This window comes from Pantoea sp. BJFS-204 (assembly GCF_049310725.1).
Taxonomy (GTDB): domain Bacteria; phylum Pseudomonadota; class Gammaproteobacteria; order Enterobacterales; family Enterobacteriaceae; genus Pantoea; species Pantoea agglomerans.
In genome coordinates, this window is sequence record NZ_JBMOWE010000001.1 from 988,224 (window position 1) to 1,007,734 (window position 19,511).

Below are 19,511 nucleotides of genomic sequence, written 5' to 3' on the forward strand. Positions count from 1 at the left end.
GGGTTTTACTAAAAGTAGCGGAAAAGCCGTGTGCGGAAAATAGCTATTTATCTGTCAGCCATTTGCGCTAAAGTGCCCTGCACAAGTTGCATCGGCAACAGACTGATGCAGCGCTTCTTTGGGGTAAAGGAGTGATAATGGTCAAGACCTTTCGCATGACGCTGGCAGCAATCAGCCTGAGCAGCATCATCACACCCGCCATCGCGGCGAATCCACCCGCTGGCGCACAGCTGGCTGAACAGCAGCAGATCGTTCGCCATATTAAAGATGAACCCGCTTCGCTCGATCCGCTTAAAGCGGTAGGACTGCCTGAAATTCAGGTGATACGCGATCTGTTTGAAGGGCTGACCAATCAGGATGCGCAGGGCAAAATCGTGCCGGGCGTGGCGCAGAGCTGGAGCAGCAGTGATAACAAAACCTGGGTCTTTACGCTGCGTAATAACGCGCGCTGGTCGAACGGTGATCCGGTCACGGCTCAGGATTTTGTCTACAGCTGGCAGCGCCTGGTCGATCCAAAAAACAGTTCAGCCTTTGCCTGGTTCGCGGGCTTAAGCGGTATTCAAAATGCGGCAGCGATAACCAAAGGCGAAATGACGCCCGACAAGCTGGGTGTGGTCGCCCAGAGTAAAAACCAGCTGAAGGTGACGCTGGATCGTCCGGTGCCGTGGTTCCCGGCGCTGGTGGCTAACGTGGCGCTTTTCCCGGTGCCGCAGAAAATTATTGCGCAACAGGGTGACAGCTGGACGTCACCCGGCAAACTGGTGGGCAATGGGGCCTATCAGCTCAGCGAACGCGTAGTGAACGAAAAAATCGTACTGACACGTAATCCTCACTACTGGGATGATGCCCATTCGGTGCTGACGAAAGTGACTTTCGTGCCGATTAATGAAGAGTCGAGCGCCACTAAACGTTATCGATCCAACGATATTGATATCACCGAATCCTTCCCGAAAAACATGTATGCGCTACTGAAGAAAACTCTGCCCGGAGAGGTCTACACACCTGACCAGTTAGGCACCTACTACTACGCGTTTAACACGCAGAAAGGGCCGACGGCCGATGTGCGGGTTCGCAAAGCGCTCTCCTGGTCTATCGACCGGAAAGTGATTGCTGAAAAAGTGCTGGGCACCGGTGAGAAACCGGCGTGGCACTTTACGCCAGATGTGACAGCAGGCTTTAAGCCACTGCCCACATTCATGCAACAGCACGATCAGAACAGCCTGAATGCACAGGCTAAATCGCTGCTCGCTGCTGCCGGTTACGGTCCCGGCAAGCCGCTGAAACTCAAACTGCTCTACAACACCTCTGAGAGCCACCAGAAGATTGCGATTGCTGTGGCCTCGATGTGGAAAAAGAACCTCGGTGTGGATGTCACGCTGGAGAACCAGGAGTGGAAAACCTATATCGACAGCCGTAACAGCGGAAACTTCGATGTGATCCGCGCCTCGTGGGTCGGTGACTACAATGAACCCTCCACTTTCCTGAATCTGCTGACGTCGGGCAACAGCAGCAACATCGCGCGCTTTAACAACGCGGATTATGATGCGGTTATCGCCAAAGCCAGCCGGGAGACCAGCGATCAGGTACGTAACAGCGATTACAACCGTGCCGAGCAGATCCTGGCTGAGCAGGCTCCGATCGCCCCCATCTATCAGTACACCAATGGCCGCCTGATTAAACCCTGGGTCAAAGGCTATCCCATCACTAACCCTGAAGATGTCGCCTACAGTCGCGAACTGTGGATTGAAAAGCACTGAGTGCAGGTGGCCGGTCAACCGGCCACCCTCTGACATCTTTCTACACAGCCCGGAGATTGCAACTCAACACCGTCACGCTAGACTGTATCGTATTGATTTTAGTAGTGAGGCGACGGTGTGGACGTAATTGAAGGAAAAGCGTTACAGGTTTCAGATGCCATAATTTCCTGCCAGCTGGATGGCAAGGGCGGGATGATCCCGATTGCTGAAGATGAAGTCATCCAGTGTGAGCAGCCCTGCTGGCTCCATCTGAACTATACCCACCGTAAGAGCGCGGAATGGCTGCAGTCGACGACACAAATCCCTGATGCCGTGCGTGACGCCTTAGCGGGCGACAGTATGCGTCCACGCGTCAGCCGGCTGGGCGACGGCTTTATGATCGTGCTGCGCAGCGTCAACCACAACAGCGATGCGCGTCGCGACCAGCTGGTGGTGATGCGGGTGTTTATCAACGATAAACTCATCGTCTCGACCCGGCGGCGTAAAGTTTCTGCCGTCGATGAAGTCCTCACGGATTTGCAGAATGGTAACGGCCCGATTGACTGCGGCAGCTGGCTGGTCGATATCTGTGATGCCCTGACCGATCACACCAGCGAGTTTATCGAAGATTTACATGACAAAATCATTGAGCTGGAAGATGCGCTGCTTGACCAGCGGATGCCGGCACGAGGCGAACTCGGCCTGCTGCGCAAACAGCTGATTGTGATGCGGCGGTATATGGCACCGCAGCGTGATGTCTATGCGCGGCTGGCCAGTGAAAAACTGGCCTGGATGGATGACACCGAACGCCGCCGGATGCAGGAAATCGCCGATCGGCTGGGACGCGGGCTGGATGATCTGGATGCGGGGGTGGCGCGTACCGCGATTCTGGCTGATGAGGTTGCTTCTGCGATGGCGGAGTCGATGAACCGTCGTACCTATACCATGTCACTGATGGCGATGATTTTTCTGCCAGCCACCTTCCTGACCGGCCTGTTTGGCGTCAACCTGGGCGGTATTCCAGGCGGCGAATGGCGATACGGTTTCTCTATCTTCTGTCTGCTGCTGGTGGCACTGGCCGTCGGGGTAGCGGGGTACCTGCGCAAGCGGCGCTGGCTCTAGCGTTATGCGTAGCGTATCGGTTATCTGCGCTGAAAATCCAGTTAAGGACGCAAAAGCTGATCGACATCAAGAACCCATTGTCGCTGCTGACGCAAACTCTCTCCCGCAGGTGAATGCAACGTCAGGCGATGGGCGTTGCGCTCCATATTGTCTTACTTCCTAATTTAGAATTAATGCATAGCACATTTAATTCGAAACATGCCGGCCTGTGTGCCGGCTTTTTTTTTGCCCGCCTGGCTGTAACGCCGTTCCTTACCTAAGCTTAAAGTCCATTCGCAACAAAAGGAGTACGGCATGAGCGCGATTCTTAACAGCGAGCCGATCCCCACGGATCCGATCCCGATTCCTGAGCCTATTCCTCAGCCACAACCCCAGCCTGATCCGCCGACAGATCCGGAATTTCCGCCGATAATGGATCCACCACCGCACCGCAATATATAAAAAAAGGGCGTGCTGCCAGCAGCACGCCCTTAACCTTTTCAGCACTTATTTAATCTGAATCACATCCAGACGCGCGCTGGTATCCGGGGCATCCTCTTCATCAGCCCGCCAGCCAACAGGCTGCAGCGGCAGAGATTCCCGGTCAAAGGCGAGATCCCCGCCATCAACCACCGCATCGCCATGCTTAATGCCTTTAAAATCGAACAGGTTGATATCCGCCATATGTGACGGCACCACATTCTGCATCGCGCTGAACATGGTTTCAATACGGCCAGGATAGCGCTTATCCCAGTCACGCAGCATATCGGCTACCACCTGACGCTGCAGGTTCGGCTGAGAACCGCAGAGGTTACACGGAATAATCGGGAACTGACGCGCTTCTGAGAAGCGGATGATATCTTTCTCGCGGCAGTAAGCCAGCGGACGGATCACAATCTGCTTGCCATCGTCGCTCATCAGCTTTGGCGGCATGCCTTTCATTTTTCCGCCGTAAAACATGTTCAGGAACAGCGTCTGCAGAATGTCATCGCGATGGTGGCCCAGCGCAATTTTAGTACAGCCCAGCTCAGTTGCGACGCGATAGAGAATGCCACGGCGCAGGCGCGAGCAGAGTGAACAGGTGGTTTTGCCTTCCGGGATCTTATCTTTGACGATGGAGTAGGTATCTTCTTCGATAATCCGATACTCAACGCCCTGCGACTCAAGATATTCCGGCAGGATATGCTCAGGGAAGCCCGGCTGTTTCTGGTCGAGGTTAACGGCAATAAGACTGAAGTTGACCGGCGCACTTTTTTGCAGACTGCGCAAAATTTCCAGCATGGTGTAGCTGTCTTTGCCGCCCGACAGGCAGACCATGATGCGGTCGCCTTCTTCAATCATATTAAAATCTGCAATGGCTTCGCCGACGTTACGACGCAGACGTTTTTGCAGTTTATTGAGGTTGTACTGTTCTTTCTTGTCAACCGTTTGATTATCTTGCATTTTTACCTATCTCAAAATCCAGAAAGCGTAGCTAAAGGGCAAATTGCCGTGCGCGTTCAGCCAGACACTTCACTGCGGTGTCACGAATATGCAGCGTATGGTACGGATTGTTGCCGCGAATGCCAGTACTGGAGTGAAGTAATCAGCGGATAGCCGCCCGGGAAATCCGGCAGAGACTACCCGTTAAGGGGGCAGCGACATAAATCGATGCGGCGGTACTCAGTGAAAAATGAGGGCGGGCCTTACCAGGTCATTACCCAAAAATTGCGGGCTGATGTGTCACGGATAGCGTTCAACTATGCGATGTCAGCTGGCTGGCACATCTTTCCACTGGCAATCGATTTCATCATTGTGCGCAGAACAGGATGGCAGTGATGCCTGGTAAGCATCAGCCCGCGCATTCTCTTTTTTTGCCGCACAACCCGCAGTCATAAAAATGATTGAGATAATTAACAGATATTTCATCAGAGCGACCCGTTAACAAAAAAAAGAGCATGCACCGCTATTAATCAATCATGCATAAACGGCGTTCTTTTTATGCTTATCTGATTTGAGAATTTCCTTCGAATTGTTGCTATAAATTCGCAGTGAGTTAAATATCCTGATGCACTGTTAATTTTATTAGCGCCTGAATCTGAAAAACGCTGCTGTTGAATATGCGTTGACACTGCCGGGTTATAATTGGGAATGCGTAAGATGCACAGGCATCAGTTTTTTTTGTATCCCATTAAATCTGAATCGATTTTACTGGCACATATCGCCACGTCCAAAACTGTTGCTTTTCAAAGCAGACGGGTCAAATTAAAGCCATTAAAGTGAATGTGAAAGTTAAAAAGGGCGGCTTTAATTTTTACACTCATAACTGTTTTTCCTGAGAGACTTGCTGTGACTTCATCGTTCCGCACATCATGGTAATGCGGGCAGCGTAACAAATCGTTAAATTGCTGGCTATATAGGTGAATAAGGACGGAGCAAACTTTAAATTCGATGAGACATCCGGTAAACACTCACGATATAAAAAATTATGGTGTCCGATTTATATTGACGCTGATACTCTTTTTACTCTGCTATGTTGCAGTCATGTATTGCGGCGTTTTGTTGCTGGTAAACCGACACGGATTGCTGCATTTCCTGCTGCACTGAATTTATTATTGCTAGCCACAGGCTTTAAAAATCCAGCGATAAGCATGATGTAAAAAATGTCTGAGCACTTCCAGCAAACTTTCAGCGCCTTCCCCCACCAGACACTGTCCGGTCTCAAGCGCATTATTTACGGAATTACGATGATCCAGGATCATCATGATGGCCATAGCGCCCGCAATCAGCGTAAAGATAAGCATGCTCAGTACTGGCCAGCTACTTTTACGTACAGAAGCGGACAGGGTTTCGTCACGATGGTCAGAGTTCTGGCGCATTTTTCACCGGATAAATGGTTACCTTAATAAACAATCACGGATTATGACATTAATTCCCAGCGGGCTCTATATCTCAGGTCAGGCTGCATGATGATGATAATAGATGAATCTGATGGAGAGGGCAGAAGGCAGTGCATACCGATAACTCCCTTCTGCAACGTCCTGGCGCTGAACGGCCTGTGTTCAGCAGGAATGATCTTTATGTAGAGGGATTTACATCATCTCCAGCGACTGAACTCCTTTGATCTCCATGACCTTATCGTAGAGGTGAGCATCGTTTGATTTGCGGGACAGCGTTACCTGAACGCTGAGCTCACACAGACCACTCTCCTCATCCCGATTAATCACCGTCACATTGCCGTAGCGAATGCCTTCCCGCTGCATGACCAGCAGCACCAGCGGCACACTTTTGGGCTTAAGAAAAACCAGCAGCGTATGATGTTTACCGATGAGAAAATGGCTCAGGCGGCGGAAGACTTCCAGCACCACCAGCGCCAGCACCGTGCCATAAATGCCGATCTCATACATGCCGCTGCCAATCACCAGACCAATCGCCGCAGTCACCCATAATCCCGCCGCCGTGGTTAAGCCTTTCACCACCTGCTTCTGAATCATAATGGTGCCTGCGCCAAGGAAACCCATGCCGCTGACTACCTGGGCAGCAATACGGCTGGGATCCAGTGCCACATGGTCACTATTGAGCATATCGGCGAAGCCATATTTCGATACCAGCATAAACATCGCACTGCCGATACCGACCAGAATATGGGTACGCAGTCCTGCTTCTTTGGCCCGCATCTGGCGCTCCATGCCGATCAGGCCGCCGAGAATACCGGCCAGCGCTATGCGAATTAACATATCCATTAACATGGCTTTACTCCGAATTAATAAGGGCCGAAAAAGGGTGACAGTTCAGCGATAACAGGTAAACAAGATAATTCTGCTTGCAAATGACGCCGGAGAATTTTGTAAAAAGCTGTTTCACCTCTCGACCCGTTGTGCTGCCTGACATATGCTGAGCCAGCCTTTTCCCCCACTTCCCGGAGTCCGACTGATGAAAGCAGCCACTTTTTTGCTGGCCGGTGCCGCATTATTACTCTCTGCCTGCAGCAGCAACAGTGATGATAACGAGCCACCGCAACAAGCCACCGCCGCCCACATCCAGCCACGGGTGGTGATGTCTTCCCTGGCAGAAAGCACCTGTTCGAACGCGGGCGGAACGCTGGCATTTTCGCATCAGCTGGATGGATCGAGAGTGGGGATGTGTCAGTTAGTGAATGGCCGTCGCTGTGATGAGCAGGCATTAATTGGCGGGAATTGCGCGCGCTGATGATCAGGCCGGATTGCTCCGGCCCGCACAGTCAGGCAGAGAGTCGGTTCGGGCAGTTTTCACCGCGGTCGAGCTGGCTGAGATTATTCAGTGTCGTTTCAGAAATGGCGGTCAGCGCTTCGGCGGTTAAAAACGCCTGATGGCCGGTGAACAACACGTTATGGCACGCCGACAGACGGCGGAACACATCGTCCTGAATCACATCATTCGACTTATCTTCAAAGAACAGATCACGTTCATTCTCATAAACATCCATGCCGAGCGCGCCGATTTTCTGCTGTTTCAGCGCGTCAATCGCCGCCTGTGAATCAATCAGACCACCCCGACTGGTGTTGATAACCATCACCCCATCACGCATCTGTTTAAACGCATCGGCGTTGAGCAGATGATGATTCTCCGGCGTCAGCGGACAGTGCAGGGTAATGACGTGGGATTCAGCAAACAGCGTCTTCAGATCAACATATTCCGCGCCCAGTTCCAGCGCCTGCTCACTCGGGTAGGGATCATACGCCAGCAGCCGCATACCAAAACCTTTCAGAATCCGCATCGTCGCGATCCCGATTTTACCGGTACCGATAACACCCGCGGTTTTGTTATGCATGTTAAAACCGGTCAGGCCGTCGAGCGAAAAGTTTGCGTCACGGGTACGCTGATAAGCGCGATGAATACGGCGATTCAGGGTCATCATCAGGCCGATAGTATGTTCAGCGACCGCTTCCGGTGAGTAGGCCGGCACGCGCACCACTTCCAGACCCAGCTCTTTTGCAGCAGCCAGATCAACATTATTGAAACCGGCACAGCGCAGCGCGATATATTTCACACCCAGCCCGGCCAGCTCTTCCAGCACCGGACGACTGCCGTCATCGTTTACAAAGATACAGACGGCATCGCAACCCACAGCGGTTTTGGCGGTGCTTTCAGAGAGTAAAAAGTCAAAAAATACCAGTTCAAAGCCGAACTGCTGATTGACCTGCTCAAGGTATTTCTGATCGTAATGTTTGGTGCTGTAAACCGCGATTTTCATCGTTGTGCTCCTGCAGAGGTGATAGAGCAAGGATAACGTTTTCTGACTGACTTTGCTGAAACAGCTGACTTGTGTCCGGCGCAGACCTTCACCTCTGGCAGATTACATGCCATCATCGTTGTCAGGATACTGTAAGGAAAAGGATTATGGCTTTTATGCCACGGATGTTCCGGCGACGGCTGGCCGCCATTCTGGCGCTGATTCTGCTGCTGCTCGGCCTGATCTTGACTGTCACGCAATGGCTGCCGCGGCTGGTCGGCATCTTGCTACCTGAAGATACCCGCATTGAGCTGTCGGGCGCACCGCGCTGGCGGGAAGGTGGCCTGTGGTTGCCACAACTTCGTTATCTCGCAGGGGATTGCTCCCTGGCAACGGTAAAGGCGGTGTCACTGGGCTGGCATCAGTCACGCTGGAAACTGAATGCGTCAGAGCTGACGCTGGATAGCACCTGCCTGCAAAAATTACCGGCCAGTGATGACAGCACGGCAGCCCCCAAAACGCTGGCCGAATGGCAGGCAATGCTGCCTGGCGCCGACGTTCATCTGGGCAAATTAATTGTTACGCCGTGGCAGACGTATGCGGGCGCGCTGGATCTGACGCTGAAAAAAGATCGTCAGCAACTCAGTTATCAGGGCGATAATCTGCAGCTGGCGGCAACGCTGACCGGTCAGCAGCTCGCTATCAGTCGCCTGACGCTCACCCATCCTGCACTTCCTGAACCTGTCACGCTGAGCGGTCATCTGGCGTTACCCACCTTTGCCACCGATCTGCCGGTGAACGGCGAGGTGACCGGACAGCTGGCGCTGGACGCGCTGCCGCATCCCCTGAAGCTGACGCTTAACTGGCAGCAGCAGCAGGGCGAGCTACGCGTGGCAATGGCCGAAGTGACCCGGCCGATTCTCAGACTGCCGTGGCAGATCAGCCGCGATCAGATTCGGATTGAAAAGGGCGAATACTTCTGGCCGCTGGAGGCTCAGCCGCTATCAGGGTTTGTTAACCTGACGCTGGATAACTGGCAGTCTGGCCTTGAAAGTAGCCAGATTAGCGGTCGCGTTAACCTGCTGACCCATGGACGCGGCGGCAAGGGCAACGTGGTGCTCGGCGTCGGGCCCGGCAATCTCAGCCTGACCAACAGCAACCTGCCGTTTCAGCTAACCGGCGAAAGCAAGCTTGCCGACCTGCAACTTTACGGCTCCATTCCGGGCGTGCTCAGCGGCTCGCTGCTCGATCCTCAACTGGTGCTGCAACCTAAATCGCTGCTGCGCCTGCGGGGCCGGTTGCTGTCAACGCTGGAAGTGGACGAAGCGCGCTGGCCGCTGGCGGGCGTACGACTCTCCTCGCAGGGTATTGATGGCCGCCTGCAGGCCATTCTCAATGCGCACGATGCCAGTTTTGGCCGCTTCCGGTTGCATCTCGATGGCCGCGCCAATGATTTCTGGCCCGATAAGGGCGAATGGAACTGGCGCTACTGGGGAGGTGGCGAGATGCTGCCGCTGCAGGCGCGCTGGGATGTTAAAGGCACGGGCGGCTGGCACGACACCCTGATCCATCTGGATACCTTGTCCACCGGTTTTAATCAGCTGGCGTATGGCAGTGTCAACGTTGCAAAACCGCGTCTGACACTGACTAAACCGGTAAACTGGCAGCGTGATGCGGCGCATCCGGCGTTCAATGGGCATTTCCGCCTGCAGGCAGGAGAGACCCGCTTCAGCTATGGCGGACATCTGGCAGACTCCACGCTCGACTTTGAGGCTAAAGGTCGTGATCCCGGCTATTTTATCTGGCGAGGCAGTTTACAGGCGGGCAAGGTTGGCCCGCTGCGGGTTAACGGCCGCTGGGATGGCGAACGGCTGCGCGGCCAGGCCTGGTGGCCGGCACAGTCGCTGACGGTGTTTCAGCCGTTGCTCAGCCCCGACATGAAAATGCAGATCCAGGGCGGCCGTTTGCAGGCACAGGTCGCTTTTTCCGCCGCAAGTGAACAGGGTTTCCAGGCGGGAGGCCACTGGACGGTAAAACAGGGCAGCATCTGGACGCCCGACAGCCAGGTTAACGGTATCGACTTTTCGCTGCCGTTCAGATTCCATGAGCAGCAATGGCAATTTGGTCAGCATGGCCCGGTATCACTGCGCATTGCCGAGGTTAAGAACCAGTTTGCGATGCAGAATATTCGCGCTGACCTGCAGGGTAACTGGCCGTGGTCCGAACAGGCGCCGCTGACGTTGCAGGATGTCAGCCTTGATCTGCTGGGCGGACAAATTACGCTGCCCGCTTTGCGCATGCCGCAGCATGAGCCAGCCCGGGTGTCGCTGCGCAATATCAGCCTCAGCGAGCTGGTGACGGCGCTGAAACCTAAACAGTTTGCCATGTCGGGCAAGGTCAACGGTGAGCTGCCGCTGTGGCTCAATAATCCACACTGGCTGGTGGAGAAAGGGTGGATTGCCAACAGCGGTCCGCTGACCTTCCGGCTGGATAAAGATATGGCGGATGCGATTACCCGCAATAACGTGGCGACGGGCGCCGCGCTGGACTGGTTACGCTATATGGAAGTCTCCCGCAGCTGGGCCACGATCAATCTGGATAATCTTGGCGACCTCACCATGGAGGCGCAGGTGCAGGGCGTCAGCCAGTTCAGTAACCGTCGTCAGACAGTCAATCTCAACTATCATCATCAGGAAAACCTGTTTCAGCTCTGGCGCAGCCTGCGCTTTGGCGATAATTTGCAATCCTGGTTAGAGCAACATGCGAATTTGCCATCCAACAAGGACACTTCACCATGAGCCTGAGGGCACTACTGGTTCTGGCAGCCGGACTGCTGAGCATCGGCTGCGTGCCGCGCATTGAAGTCACGGCACCTAAAGATCCCATCACCATCAACATGAACGTGAAAATCGAACATGAGATCCACATCAAAGTCGATAAAGACGTGGAAGCGCTATTGAAAAACCAGAGCGGTCTGTTCTGAGGAGAGCAACGATGAAACGCATAAGCGCGGTGCTGTTCCTCGCCCTGACGATGGCGCAGCCTGCCTGGGCACTGACGCTGGATCAGGCGCGGCAATCGGGGCGGGCAGGTGAAACGCTCTCTGGCTATCTGGCGGCACGTGCGCAGGATAGTGAAACGCTGGCACTGGTGCAGCGTATTAATGCCGGACGTCAGCAGGAGTATCAGCGACTGGCAGAACAGAATAATCTCTCCACGGCCGATGTCGCCAGTATTGCCGGACAGAAGCTGGTGAGCCGTGCGGCAGAGGGGGAATATGTGCGCGGCATTAACGGTCAGTGGCTGAGAAAAGCGGCAGAAAGCAGTCAGTAACCGGCGAAAAAAAACCGGGCGCATGGCCCGGTCTTTTAAAGCGTCATCCTGAGATGAGTGAGACTTATGCCGTCACGATCTGCTTGATAGCGTCTTTCGCTTCAGCGGTCGCTTTGCTGGCCACTTCCGGACCGTAAGCGATGCCTTCAGCAAACACGAACTCAACGTCAGTGATGCCGATGAAGCCCAGGAACAACTTGACGTAAGGGGTCAGCAGGTCAGTAGGGGTATCTTTGTGGATGCCGCCACGGCTGGAGATAACGACTGCCGTTTTGCCTTTAACCAGACCTTCCGGGCCTGCTTCTGTGTAGCGGAACGTCACGCCAGCACGGGCAATCAGGTCGAAATAGTTTTTCAGCTGCGTCGGGATGTTGAAGTTGTACATTGGCGCGGCAATCACCACTTCATCATGAGCCTGCAGTTCTGCAATCAGTTCATCAGACAGGTCCAGAGCCTCCTGCTGACGAGGTGACAGCGGGGTATCAGAGGGACGCATTGCACCCACTAACTCGCCATCCAGTACCGGGATCGGGTTAGCCGCCAGGTCACGTACGGTAACCTCTTTACCCTGGGCCTTTGCCTGTTCGATGTAGAAGTCAGCGAGCTGGCTTGATTGTGAGTAGCCTGCAAGAATGCTTGATTTCAGAACTAAAACTTTGCTCATGGTGGTTTCCTGTCTGTTACGCGGAAGACTTTCCGCTCAATGGTTTACACTCTACGGTTATCGATGGCGCGGTGAAAGCGCAATATTTCGAGACCCATGTTCGAATTTATTGAATAAGCGTAACCGGGGCCAGCCGCCGGAACAGTTCAGAATGTGCTATGATGCGCGCAATTATTTTTTATTGAATCAGCTGGTTATCCCGGCTTGCAGGGCGCTGCTTCAGGCAGCGACACCGTCTGAGTAAGGTACGTCACTATTATGTCATCTCCCGATACTTCCCCACTGGCAGCGCTCTGGTCACGCCTCGAGGGTGTAATGCTGCGCGATCGCCAGCGGTTACAGCGCCGTTTACAGGGTGCCAGAAAAGCTAAAAATCCCGAGGCACAGCAGGGCATTGCCAGCGAGCTTGAGCAGGACTTTATCGCAGCCGAGCAGCGCGTGGCCCAGCGCCGTGCGGCCACGCCAGCCATTACCTTCCCGGACAATCTGCCGGTCAGTCAGAAGCAGCAGGATATTGCTGAGGCGATTCGCGATCACCAGGTAGTGATTGTCGCCGGTGAAACCGGCTCGGGTAAAACCACGCAGCTGCCGAAAATCTGTCTGGCGCTGGGGCGTGGTGTGACGGGTCTGATTGGTCATACGCAGCCGCGCCGTCTGGCCGCACGTACCGTGGCGAATCGCATTGCCGATGAGCTCAGCACTTCGCTGGGCGGCTGCGTCGGCTATAAAGTACGGTTTAACGACCAGGTCAGTGACCTGACGCAGATTAAACTGATGACCGACGGGATTCTGCTGGCGGAGATCCAGCAGGATCGTCTGCTGATGCAATATGACACCATCATTATTGATGAAGCGCACGAACGCAGCCTGAATATCGATTTCCTGCTCGGTTATCTGCGTGAGCTGCTGCCGCGTCGCCCCGATCTGAAAGTGATTATCACTTCCGCCACCATCGATCCACAGCGTTTCTCGCGTCATTTCAATAATGCGCCGGTGATTGAAGTCTCAGGCCGGACTTATCCGGTTGAAGTGCGCTATCGGCCGGTGATCGAAGAGGCGGATGACAGCGATCGTGACCAGCTGCAGGCGATTTTTGATGCCGTAGATGAGCTGGGCCGGGAAAGTCGGGGTGATATCCTGATCTTCATGAGTGGTGAGCGTGAAATACGTGATACCGCCGACGCGCTGAACAAACGCGATCTGCCACATACCGAAGTGCTGCCGCTCTATGCACGGCTGTCGAACGCCGAACAGAACCGGGTGTTTCAGTCGCACAGTGGCCGTCGTATCGTGCTGGCGACCAACGTCGCGGAAACCTCGCTGACGGTGCCTGGGATTAAATATGTGATCGATCCCGGTACGGCGCGTATCAGTCGTTACAGTTTCCGTACCAAAGTGCAGCGCCTGCCGATTGAACCGATATCACAGGCGTCTGCCAACCAGCGTAAAGGGCGTTGCGGCCGTGTTTCAGACGGTATCTGTATCCGTCTCTACGCAGAAGATGACTTCCTGAGTCGTCCGGCCTTTACCGATCCTGAAATCCTGCGCACCAACCTGGCGTCAGTCATCCTGCAGATGACCTCGCTGGGCCTCGGCGATATCGCCGCCTTCCCGTTTGTGGAAGCGCCCGATAAGCGCAATATCCAGGATGGCGTCCGCCTGCTGGAAGAGCTGGGCGCGCTGACCCTGAACGAAGAGACCGGTCACTACAAGCTTACCGGTTCCGGGCGTCAGCTGGCGCAGCTGCCGGTGGATCCCCGTCTGGCGCGGATGGTGCTGGAAGCGCAGAAATTTGGCTGCGTGCGCGAAGTGATGATTATCACCGCTGGCCTGTCGATTCAGGATCCGCGTGAGCGTCCGGCAGATAAAAAACAGGCGTCCGATGAGAAGCACCGGCGCTTTGCCGACAAAGACTCCGACTTCCTCGCCTATGTGAACCTCTGGAACTATCTGGCGGAGCAGCAGAAAGCGCTGTCCGGTAATGTTTTCCGCCGCCAGTGCAAAAGCGATTTCCTTAACTATCTGCGCGTGCGGGAATGGCAGGATATCTACACCCAGCTGCGGCAGGTGGTGCGTGAACTGGGCATTCCGGTTAACAGTGAACCGGCTGAGCTGCAGCCTGTCCACTGCGCGCTGTTAAGTGGTCTGCTGTCGCATATCGGGCAGAAAGACACCGATAAGCAGGAGTATACCGGCGCGCGCAATACCCGCTTCGCGATCTTCCCTGGCTCCGGGCTGTTTAAAAAGCCGCCGAAGTGGACCATGGTGGCGGAACTGGTCGAGACCAGCCGCCTGTGGGGCCGCACGGCGGGCCGTATTGAACCGGAGTGGATTGAGCCGCTGGCACAGCATCTGATCAAGCGCAGCTACAGTGAACCGCACTGGGAGAAATCGCTGGGCGCGGTGATGGCCACCGAAAAAGTCACGCTCTATGGCCTGCCGATTGTCGCCGCCCGTAAAGTTAACTATGGCAGCATCGATCCCACCCTGAGCCGTGAACTGTTTATTCGTCACGCGCTGGTGGAGGGCGACTGGCAGACCCGACACGCCTTCTTCCGCGCAAACCAGAAGCTGCGCAGCGAAGTGGAAGATCTGGAACACAAATCCCGTCGCCGCGACATTCTGGTTGATGACGAAACGCTGTTTGCTTTTTATGACCAGCGCATTGGCAAAGAGGTGGTCTCGGCGAAGCATTTCGACAGCTGGTGGAAACAGGCCAGTCGCGAAAACGCAGAACTGCTGAATTTCGACAAGCAGATGCTGATCAAAGAGGGTGCGGATAAAGTCAGTCAGCTCGACTACCCCAACTTCTGGCATCAGGGCAACCTCAAACTGAAGCTGAGTTATCAGTTTGAGCCGGGCGCAGATGCGGATGGCGTGACGGTACATATTCCGCTGCCGCTGCTGAATCAGGTTGAAGATAGCGGTTTTGAGTGGCAGATCCCCGGTGTACGCCGTGAACTGATCATCGCACTGATTAAGTCGCTGCCTAAGCCGCTGCGACGCAACCTGGTGCCGGCGCCCAACTACGCCGAAGCGTTCTTAGGAAGAGTGAAAGCGATGGAGATGCCGCTGCCTGATGCGCTGGCGCGGGAATTTCGCCGCATGACCGGCGTCACGCTGGAGCGGGAAAGCTGGCAGTGGGAACAGGTGCCCGATCATCTGAAAATGACGTTCCGGGTAGTCGACGAGCACAACCGTAAACTGCTGGAAGGCAAAGATCTCACTGCGCTTAAGGCACAGCTGAAAGACAAAGTGCAGGAAACGCTGTCGAAAGTGGCGGATGACGGGCTGGAGCAGAGCGGGCTGCATATCTGGAGTTTTGGCGATCTGCCACGCAGTTATGAACAGAAGCGCGGCAGCTACCAGGTTAAAGCCTGGCCTGCGCTGGTCGACGAGAAAGAGAGCGTTGCTATTCGTCTGTTTGACAGCGAGCAGGAGCAGCAAAAAATGATGTGGCGCGGTCAGCGTCGTCTGCTGCTGCTGAATGTGCCGTCACCGGTTAAGTATCTGCACGAGAAGCTGCCGAACAAAGCCAAGCTCGGACTTTACTTTAACCCTTATGGCAAAGTGCTGGAGCTGATTGACGACTGCATCGCCTGTGGCATCGACAAGCTGATGGGGGAAGCGGGCGGACCGGCCTGGGATCAAACCTCGTTTGAGCAGTTGCGTGACAAAGTGCGCGGCGAACTTAACGAAACCGTGGTGACCATCGCGAAGCAGGTCGAGCAGATCCTGACGGCAGTCTTCAACATTAATAAGCGTCTGAAGGGCCGGGTCGATATGACCATGGCGCTGGCGTTATCTGACATCAAAGCGCAGTTAAGTGGCCTGGTTTATCGCGGCTTTGTCACCGGCAACGGCTGGCAGCGACTGGCCGATACGCTGCGTTATCTGCATGGGATTGAGCGCCGACTGGAAAAACTGCCTGCCGATCCGCACAGCGATCGTGCGCGGATGTTAAAAGTACAGGCAGTGGAACAGGCTTATCAGGCGTGGCGCAATAAGTTGCCGCCGCAGCGTCAGGATGATGAAGAGGTGCAAAATATCCGCTGGATGATCGAAGAGCTGCGAATCAGTTATTTTGCTCAGCAACTGGGTACGCCTTATCCCATCTCAGATAAGCGTATTCTGCAGATGATGGAGCAGATAGCGGGTTAAGTGCCGGGATGCGCGCCGTAACCGGCGCGCATCCGATGATGGCGAGTGAGAGTGCGGGCTACTGAGCCAGGGATTCCAGTTTATCTTTAAACGAGGTGACCGAAATCGCACGGTTATCAGCCAGGTAGCGATCTTTCGCTGCCGGTGCTGAGCTTTGTACCGCGATTAACTGCCAGCCTTTATCGCTGTTGAGCAGCAGTGGCGAACCACTGTCACCTGGCAGGGTGTCACACTGATGCGACAGCACGGCGCGCTGCGCCCAGCCGGTGATCAGGCAATCGCTGTGGGAGTAAAGCGTGTCCAGATGATCAGCCGGATAGCCTGCCTGCGTCACTTTGCGTCCGGTCAGCTTCAGCGCCGCAGTGAGATCGCTGCGTGAGCCATCGAACAGCGGAATAGGCGTAATCGCTGAGGGCGGATTGCGTAAAATCACGATGCCGTAATCATAGGGGGCTGCACTGCTCGGCACGATCCAGCCTTCACCATCCGCTTTTAACTTTGACGCCAGCGAGGGTTCAACCCGCGCATCAATATCATGAAGCTCGTAGCGCCAGCCTTTATCGCTGGCCATAAATCGCAGCGCAACCGGCTTATCGAAATTACCCGGCGGGGCAAGCAGGCAGTGTCCGGCGGTCAGCGCCAGATGCGGAGAGATGAGTGTGGCAGTACAGAGGTTGCCGCTTTCGGTTTCCAGCTGACCAATGGCATCCCAGGGGGCAGCGGTAATATCGGTGATTGCCTGGCGATGATCCTTACCGAAAAACAGCATCTTAATTTCAGCAGGAGTAGGCGAGTCATCGTCATCATCGGCATGAACCGTGGTGGCAAAGCTGAAGAGTCCAACCATTAACAGGGTAGCCAGGCGCATAGAAATCTCAATGGCGAGAAAAAATTAACGTTATTGTTATTACGTAAGTACGGTAACTATAGTCGGTGAGCGTTGAAAAAGGGAGTTTTATTGGTTAATCAGTACGCTACAGCGGTTAAACAAAAAAGCTTGCTGCTACAATGCCACACAGGATCATCACCAGCAGAATAATTTCGAAGCGATAGCGACGCACCATATCATCCACTCCAGTAAAGAAACACCCGGCAGAACCGGGTGTTTTTAATCATCATCTCGTGGCCGTGCGCTGAAGGCGACCTTAGTTTTTAGCTGCTGGTTTCACAACTTTTTTGTGGTGAACTTTTTTAGCAGCCTGAGCTTTCTGTGCAGCTGGTTTAGCTACTTTTTTGTGGTGAACTTTTTTAGCAGCCTGGGCTTTCTGAGCGGCTGGCTGAGTGGCTTTTTTGTGGTGAACTTTTTTAGCGGCCTGGGCTTTCTGAGCAGCTGGTTTAGTGACTTTTTTGTGGTGAACTTTTTTAGCGGCCTGGGCTTTCTGTGCAGCAGGTTTAGCTACTTTTTTATGGTGAACTTTTTTTGCAGCCTGCGCTTTCTGCGCGGCATCTTTTTTCACAGCTTTTTTGTGGTGTTTCTTAGCAGCCTGCGCTTTCTGAGCCGCTTTATGGTGTTTCTTGTGCGCAGTTTTGTGAACGGTTTTAGCCGGTGCTGCAGCAGTAGTAGTGGTTGTTGCGGCTGGCGCAGCAGCTGGAGCAGCTGTGGTGTCAGCAGCGAAAGCAACAGAAGACATACCCATAGCAGCGGCGACAACCAGTGCAAATAATTTTTTCATTGCAAATCCCTCGAAGACTATTTTTTCATGTGTAGCCCACTGCGGGGCCGGTGAAGAGACTATAGGGATATCAATGAACGGTGTCCGTGGGTGTTTGGTATCGGCGTGTAACCGATTGTACAAAGGCGGGAAAGGGCGGTCAGCAGACCGCCCGAGAGCTTAGCTATTCAGGTAACGTTGTTCAAGGTGCTGGCGGAAGAAAGCCGGATTCAGCGCTTCGCCGGTGGCGTTGATCAGCAGCTGATCGGTGGAGAAGCGGCTGCCGTGCTGCCAGATGTTCTGTTGCAGCCAGTCGAATACCGGCTGCAGCTCACCGTGCTGAATCAGCTCGCTGAGCTGAGGAATCGCAAGATGTACCGAGCGGAACAGCTGTGCGGCGTACATCGCGCCCAGCGTATAGGTCGGGAAGTAGCCAAAGGCGCCGTCGGTCCAGTGGATATCCTGCATACAGCCATCGCGGTAGTTACCCCGGGTATCCAGACCCAGCGACTGCATCATTTTCTCATCCCACAGCGCCGGGATATCCTCAACCTCAATCTCGCCTTCAATCAGCGCCTGCTCGATTTCATAGCGCAGAATGACATGCGCCGGATAGCTGAGCTCATCGGCGTCAACCCGGATCAGGCCAGGCTTAACCTGCTGGGTCAGGCGTACAAAATTATCCGCCTGCAGGGCAGGCTGGTCGCCAAAGGTGGCGATCACCTGCGGCAGAATGCGCTGCAGGAATTCGCGGCTGCGACCAAGCTGCATCTCCATAAACAGGCTTTGTGATTCGTGGATAGCGGTGGAGCGCGCCAGCGCCACCGGCTGACCGCGCCACTGCTGCGGCAGATTTTGCTCATAGCGGGCGTGGCCGGTTTCGTGGATCACGCCCATCAGGGCGCTGAGAAACTCATTCTCGTTGTAACGGGTGGTAATACGCACATCTTCCGGCACGCCACCGCAGAAGGGATGCGCACTGATATCCAGCCGGCCATGGTTAAAGTCGAAACCCAGCGTTTCCATGATGCTCAGGCCGAGCTGACGCTGAGCAGGCAGGGCGAACGGCCCCTGCGGCGTGATAACAGTCTGTTGCGCCTGTTTTTCCACGACCTGCTGTAACAGATCGGGCAGCCAGGTTTTCAGTTCGCCAAAGGTTTCATCCAGCCGGGCGCGGGTCATCCCCGGTTCATAAAGATCCAGCAGCGCATCGTAACGCGAGCAGCCAGTGGCGTCGGCGCGGCGCTGGGCCTCTTCGCGGCTCAGACGCACCACCTCTTTGAGATTGGCGGCGAAGCCCTGCCAGTCGTTGGCGGGACGCTGAGTGCGCCATGCATGTTCACATACCGAGCCGGCGATTGATTTGGCTTCAACAAAATCATCAGGCAGCAGGGTGGCCTGCTGGTAAGCGCGCTGCATCTCGTTAAGATTGGCCCGCTCAACATCGTTGAGTGACTGCTGCTCTGCGGCCCTGAGCCACTCACCAACCTGAGGGGCAGTGAGGATCTGGTGCTGCAACACGCTCATTTCGGCCAGCGCTTCACCACGCGCCTGACTGCCGCCCGGCGGCATGGTGGTTTGCATGTCACATCCGGCGATGGCCGTGACGTGGCTGAAACGGGAAAGGCGCAGGAACGTCTTGGTAAGTTGTTGATACGCTGAGGTCACGTAAG

At 54.8% G+C, this 19,511-nt stretch carries 16 protein-coding genes; 7 read left to right on the top strand and 9 right to left on the bottom strand.

Annotated features, from left to right (window positions below; translation table 11 throughout):
* Positions 1–137 precede the first annotated feature (137 nt).
* Positions 138–1,757 carry a peptide ABC transporter substrate-binding protein gene (locus ACO6VX_RS04500; RefSeq protein WP_010670219.1) on the top strand — a complete coding sequence of 540 codons (1,620 nt, stop codon included), beginning with the start codon at positions 138–140 and terminating at the stop codon, positions 1,755–1,757.
* 117 nt (positions 1,758–1,874) lie between these two features.
* The gene (zntB, locus tag ACO6VX_RS04505) at positions 1,875–2,858 is read left to right on the top strand and encodes a zinc transporter ZntB (RefSeq protein WP_010244630.1); all 984 of its coding nucleotides are present in this window, start codon (positions 1,875–1,877) and stop codon (positions 2,856–2,858) included.
* 486 nt (positions 2,859–3,344) lie between these two features.
* Here zntB and ttcA read toward each other — a convergent pair whose 3' ends face one another.
* The 4 genes from ttcA to ACO6VX_RS04525 all read right to left on the bottom strand — a co-directional run bounded on the left by ttcA (position 3,345) and on the right by ACO6VX_RS04525 (position 6,565).
* Positions 3,345–4,280 (bottom strand): tRNA 2-thiocytidine(32) synthetase TtcA, encoded by a 936-nt coding sequence (ttcA, locus tag ACO6VX_RS04510; RefSeq protein ID WP_039386354.1) that lies wholly within the window; start codon positions 4,278–4,280, stop codon positions 3,345–3,347.
* Between the two features lie 306 nt (positions 4,281–4,586).
* Complete coding sequence (locus ACO6VX_RS04515) at positions 4,587–4,745, bottom strand: hypothetical protein (protein WP_010670216.1); 159 nt, start codon at positions 4,743–4,745, stop codon at positions 4,587–4,589.
* A gap of 689 nt (positions 4,746–5,434) precedes the next feature.
* On the bottom strand, positions 5,435–5,695 hold the full coding sequence (locus ACO6VX_RS04520; RefSeq protein WP_033771847.1) for a hypothetical protein: 261 nt from the start codon (positions 5,693–5,695) through the stop codon (positions 5,435–5,437).
* A 213-nt stretch (positions 5,696–5,908) separates the two neighbouring features.
* Positions 5,909–6,565, bottom strand: a complete 657-nt coding sequence (locus ACO6VX_RS04525; RefSeq protein ID WP_010244641.1) for an MgtC/SapB family protein — start codon at positions 6,563–6,565, stop codon at positions 5,909–5,911.
* A 184-nt stretch (positions 6,566–6,749) separates the two neighbouring features.
* Here ACO6VX_RS04525 and ACO6VX_RS04530 point away from each other — a divergent pair, with 184 nt between their 5' ends.
* The gene (locus tag ACO6VX_RS04530; protein WP_003853763.1) at positions 6,750–7,025 is read left to right on the top strand and encodes a DUF333 domain-containing protein; all 276 of its coding nucleotides are present in this window, start codon (positions 6,750–6,752) and stop codon (positions 7,023–7,025) included.
* Between the two features lie 31 nt (positions 7,026–7,056).
* On the opposite strand, the gene ACO6VX_RS04535 is transcribed toward ACO6VX_RS04530, so the two are convergent.
* A complete protein-coding gene (locus ACO6VX_RS04535) occupies positions 7,057–8,049 on the bottom strand; it encodes a 2-hydroxyacid dehydrogenase (RefSeq protein ID WP_010244644.1) in 993 nt (330 codons plus the stop codon).
* 146 nt (positions 8,050–8,195) lie between these two features.
* Here ACO6VX_RS04535 and ACO6VX_RS04540 point away from each other — a divergent pair, with 146 nt between their 5' ends.
* The 3 genes from ACO6VX_RS04540 to ACO6VX_RS04550 are packed head-to-tail and all read left to right on the top strand — an operon-like array spanning position 8,196 to position 11,361.
* Positions 8,196–10,826, top strand: a complete 2,631-nt coding sequence (locus ACO6VX_RS04540) for a YdbH family protein (RefSeq protein ID WP_422457767.1) — start codon at positions 8,196–8,198, stop codon at positions 10,824–10,826.
* Positions 10,823–11,011 (top strand): YnbE family lipoprotein, encoded by a 189-nt coding sequence (locus ACO6VX_RS04545; protein WP_009090058.1) that lies wholly within the window; start codon positions 10,823–10,825, stop codon positions 11,009–11,011. The genes ACO6VX_RS04540 and ACO6VX_RS04545 overlap by 4 nt, the downstream gene beginning before the upstream one ends.
* An 11-nt stretch (positions 11,012–11,022) precedes the next feature.
* Positions 11,023–11,361 (top strand): YdbL family protein, encoded by a 339-nt coding sequence (locus ACO6VX_RS04550; protein ID WP_422457769.1) that lies wholly within the window; start codon positions 11,023–11,025, stop codon positions 11,359–11,361.
* 64 nt (positions 11,362–11,425) lie between these two features.
* Here the strand turns inward: ACO6VX_RS04550 and azoR are convergent, their stop codons facing one another.
* Positions 11,426–12,025: an FMN-dependent NADH-azoreductase gene (gene azoR, locus ACO6VX_RS04555; RefSeq protein ID WP_010244651.1), complete on the bottom strand. Its 600-nt coding sequence runs from the start codon at positions 12,023–12,025 to the stop codon at positions 11,426–11,428.
* Between the two features lie 258 nt (positions 12,026–12,283).
* On the opposite strand from azoR, the gene hrpA reads away from it, so the two are divergent.
* Complete coding sequence (hrpA, locus tag ACO6VX_RS04560; protein WP_422457771.1) at positions 12,284–16,186, top strand: ATP-dependent RNA helicase HrpA; 3,903 nt, start codon at positions 12,284–12,286, stop codon at positions 16,184–16,186.
* Positions 16,187–16,244: 58 nt separating this feature from the next.
* On the opposite strand, the gene ACO6VX_RS04565 is transcribed toward hrpA, so the two are convergent.
* The 3 genes from ACO6VX_RS04565 to ACO6VX_RS04575 all read right to left on the bottom strand — a co-directional run bounded on the left by ACO6VX_RS04565 (position 16,245) and on the right by ACO6VX_RS04575 (position 19,506).
* Positions 16,245–17,054, bottom strand: a complete 810-nt coding sequence (locus tag ACO6VX_RS04565; RefSeq protein ID WP_010670211.1) for a trypsin-like serine peptidase — start codon at positions 17,052–17,054, stop codon at positions 16,245–16,247.
* A gap of 277 nt (positions 17,055–17,331) precedes the next feature.
* Positions 17,332–17,859, bottom strand: a complete 528-nt coding sequence (gene asr, locus ACO6VX_RS04570) for an acid resistance repetitive basic protein Asr (protein WP_071785070.1) — start codon at positions 17,857–17,859, stop codon at positions 17,332–17,334.
* A 159-nt stretch (positions 17,860–18,018) separates the two neighbouring features.
* A complete protein-coding gene (locus ACO6VX_RS04575; protein ID WP_050679892.1) occupies positions 18,019–19,506 on the bottom strand; it encodes a carboxypeptidase M32 in 1,488 nt (495 codons plus the stop codon).
* Positions 19,507–19,511: the final 5 nt, after the last annotated feature.

What these genes read in the sequence shown, in the direction of transcription:
- ACO6VX_RS04530 (WP_003853763.1), top strand. Translation starts at nt 6,750, where the DNA reads ATGAAAGCAGCCACTTTTTTGCTGGCCGGTGCCGCATTATTACTCTCT.
- azoR (WP_010244651.1), bottom strand. Translation starts at nt 12,025, where the DNA reads ATGAGCAAAGTTTTAGTTCTGAAATCAAGCATTCTTGCAGGCTACTCA.
- ACO6VX_RS04550 (WP_422457769.1), top strand. Translation starts at nt 11,023, where the DNA reads ATGAAACGCATAAGCGCGGTGCTGTTCCTCGCCCTGACGATGGCGCAG.
- asr (WP_071785070.1), bottom strand. Translation starts at nt 17,859, where the DNA reads ATGAAAAAATTATTTGCACTGGTTGTCGCCGCTGCTATGGGTATGTCT.
- ttcA (WP_039386354.1), bottom strand. Translation starts at nt 4,280, where the DNA reads ATGCAAGATAATCAAACGGTTGACAAGAAAGAACAGTACAACCTCAAT.
- ACO6VX_RS04500 (WP_010670219.1), top strand. Translation starts at nt 138, where the DNA reads ATGGTCAAGACCTTTCGCATGACGCTGGCAGCAATCAGCCTGAGCAGC.
- ACO6VX_RS04535 (WP_010244644.1), bottom strand. Translation starts at nt 8,049, where the DNA reads ATGAAAATCGCGGTTTACAGCACCAAACATTACGATCAGAAATACCTT.
- ACO6VX_RS04515 (WP_010670216.1), bottom strand. Translation starts at nt 4,745, where the DNA reads ATGAAATATCTGTTAATTATCTCAATCATTTTTATGACTGCGGGTTGT.
- hrpA (WP_422457771.1), top strand. Translation starts at nt 12,284, where the DNA reads ATGTCATCTCCCGATACTTCCCCACTGGCAGCGCTCTGGTCACGCCTC.
- ACO6VX_RS04565 (WP_010670211.1), bottom strand. Translation starts at nt 17,054, where the DNA reads ATGCGCCTGGCTACCCTGTTAATGGTTGGACTCTTCAGCTTTGCCACC.
- ACO6VX_RS04525 (WP_010244641.1), bottom strand. Translation starts at nt 6,565, where the DNA reads ATGTTAATGGATATGTTAATTCGCATAGCGCTGGCCGGTATTCTCGGC.
- ACO6VX_RS04545 (WP_009090058.1), top strand. Translation starts at nt 10,823, where the DNA reads ATGAGCCTGAGGGCACTACTGGTTCTGGCAGCCGGACTGCTGAGCATC.
- ACO6VX_RS04520 (WP_033771847.1), bottom strand. Translation starts at nt 5,695, where the DNA reads ATGCGCCAGAACTCTGACCATCGTGACGAAACCCTGTCCGCTTCTGTA.
- ACO6VX_RS04540 (WP_422457767.1), top strand. Translation starts at nt 8,196, where the DNA reads ATGGCTTTTATGCCACGGATGTTCCGGCGACGGCTGGCCGCCATTCTG.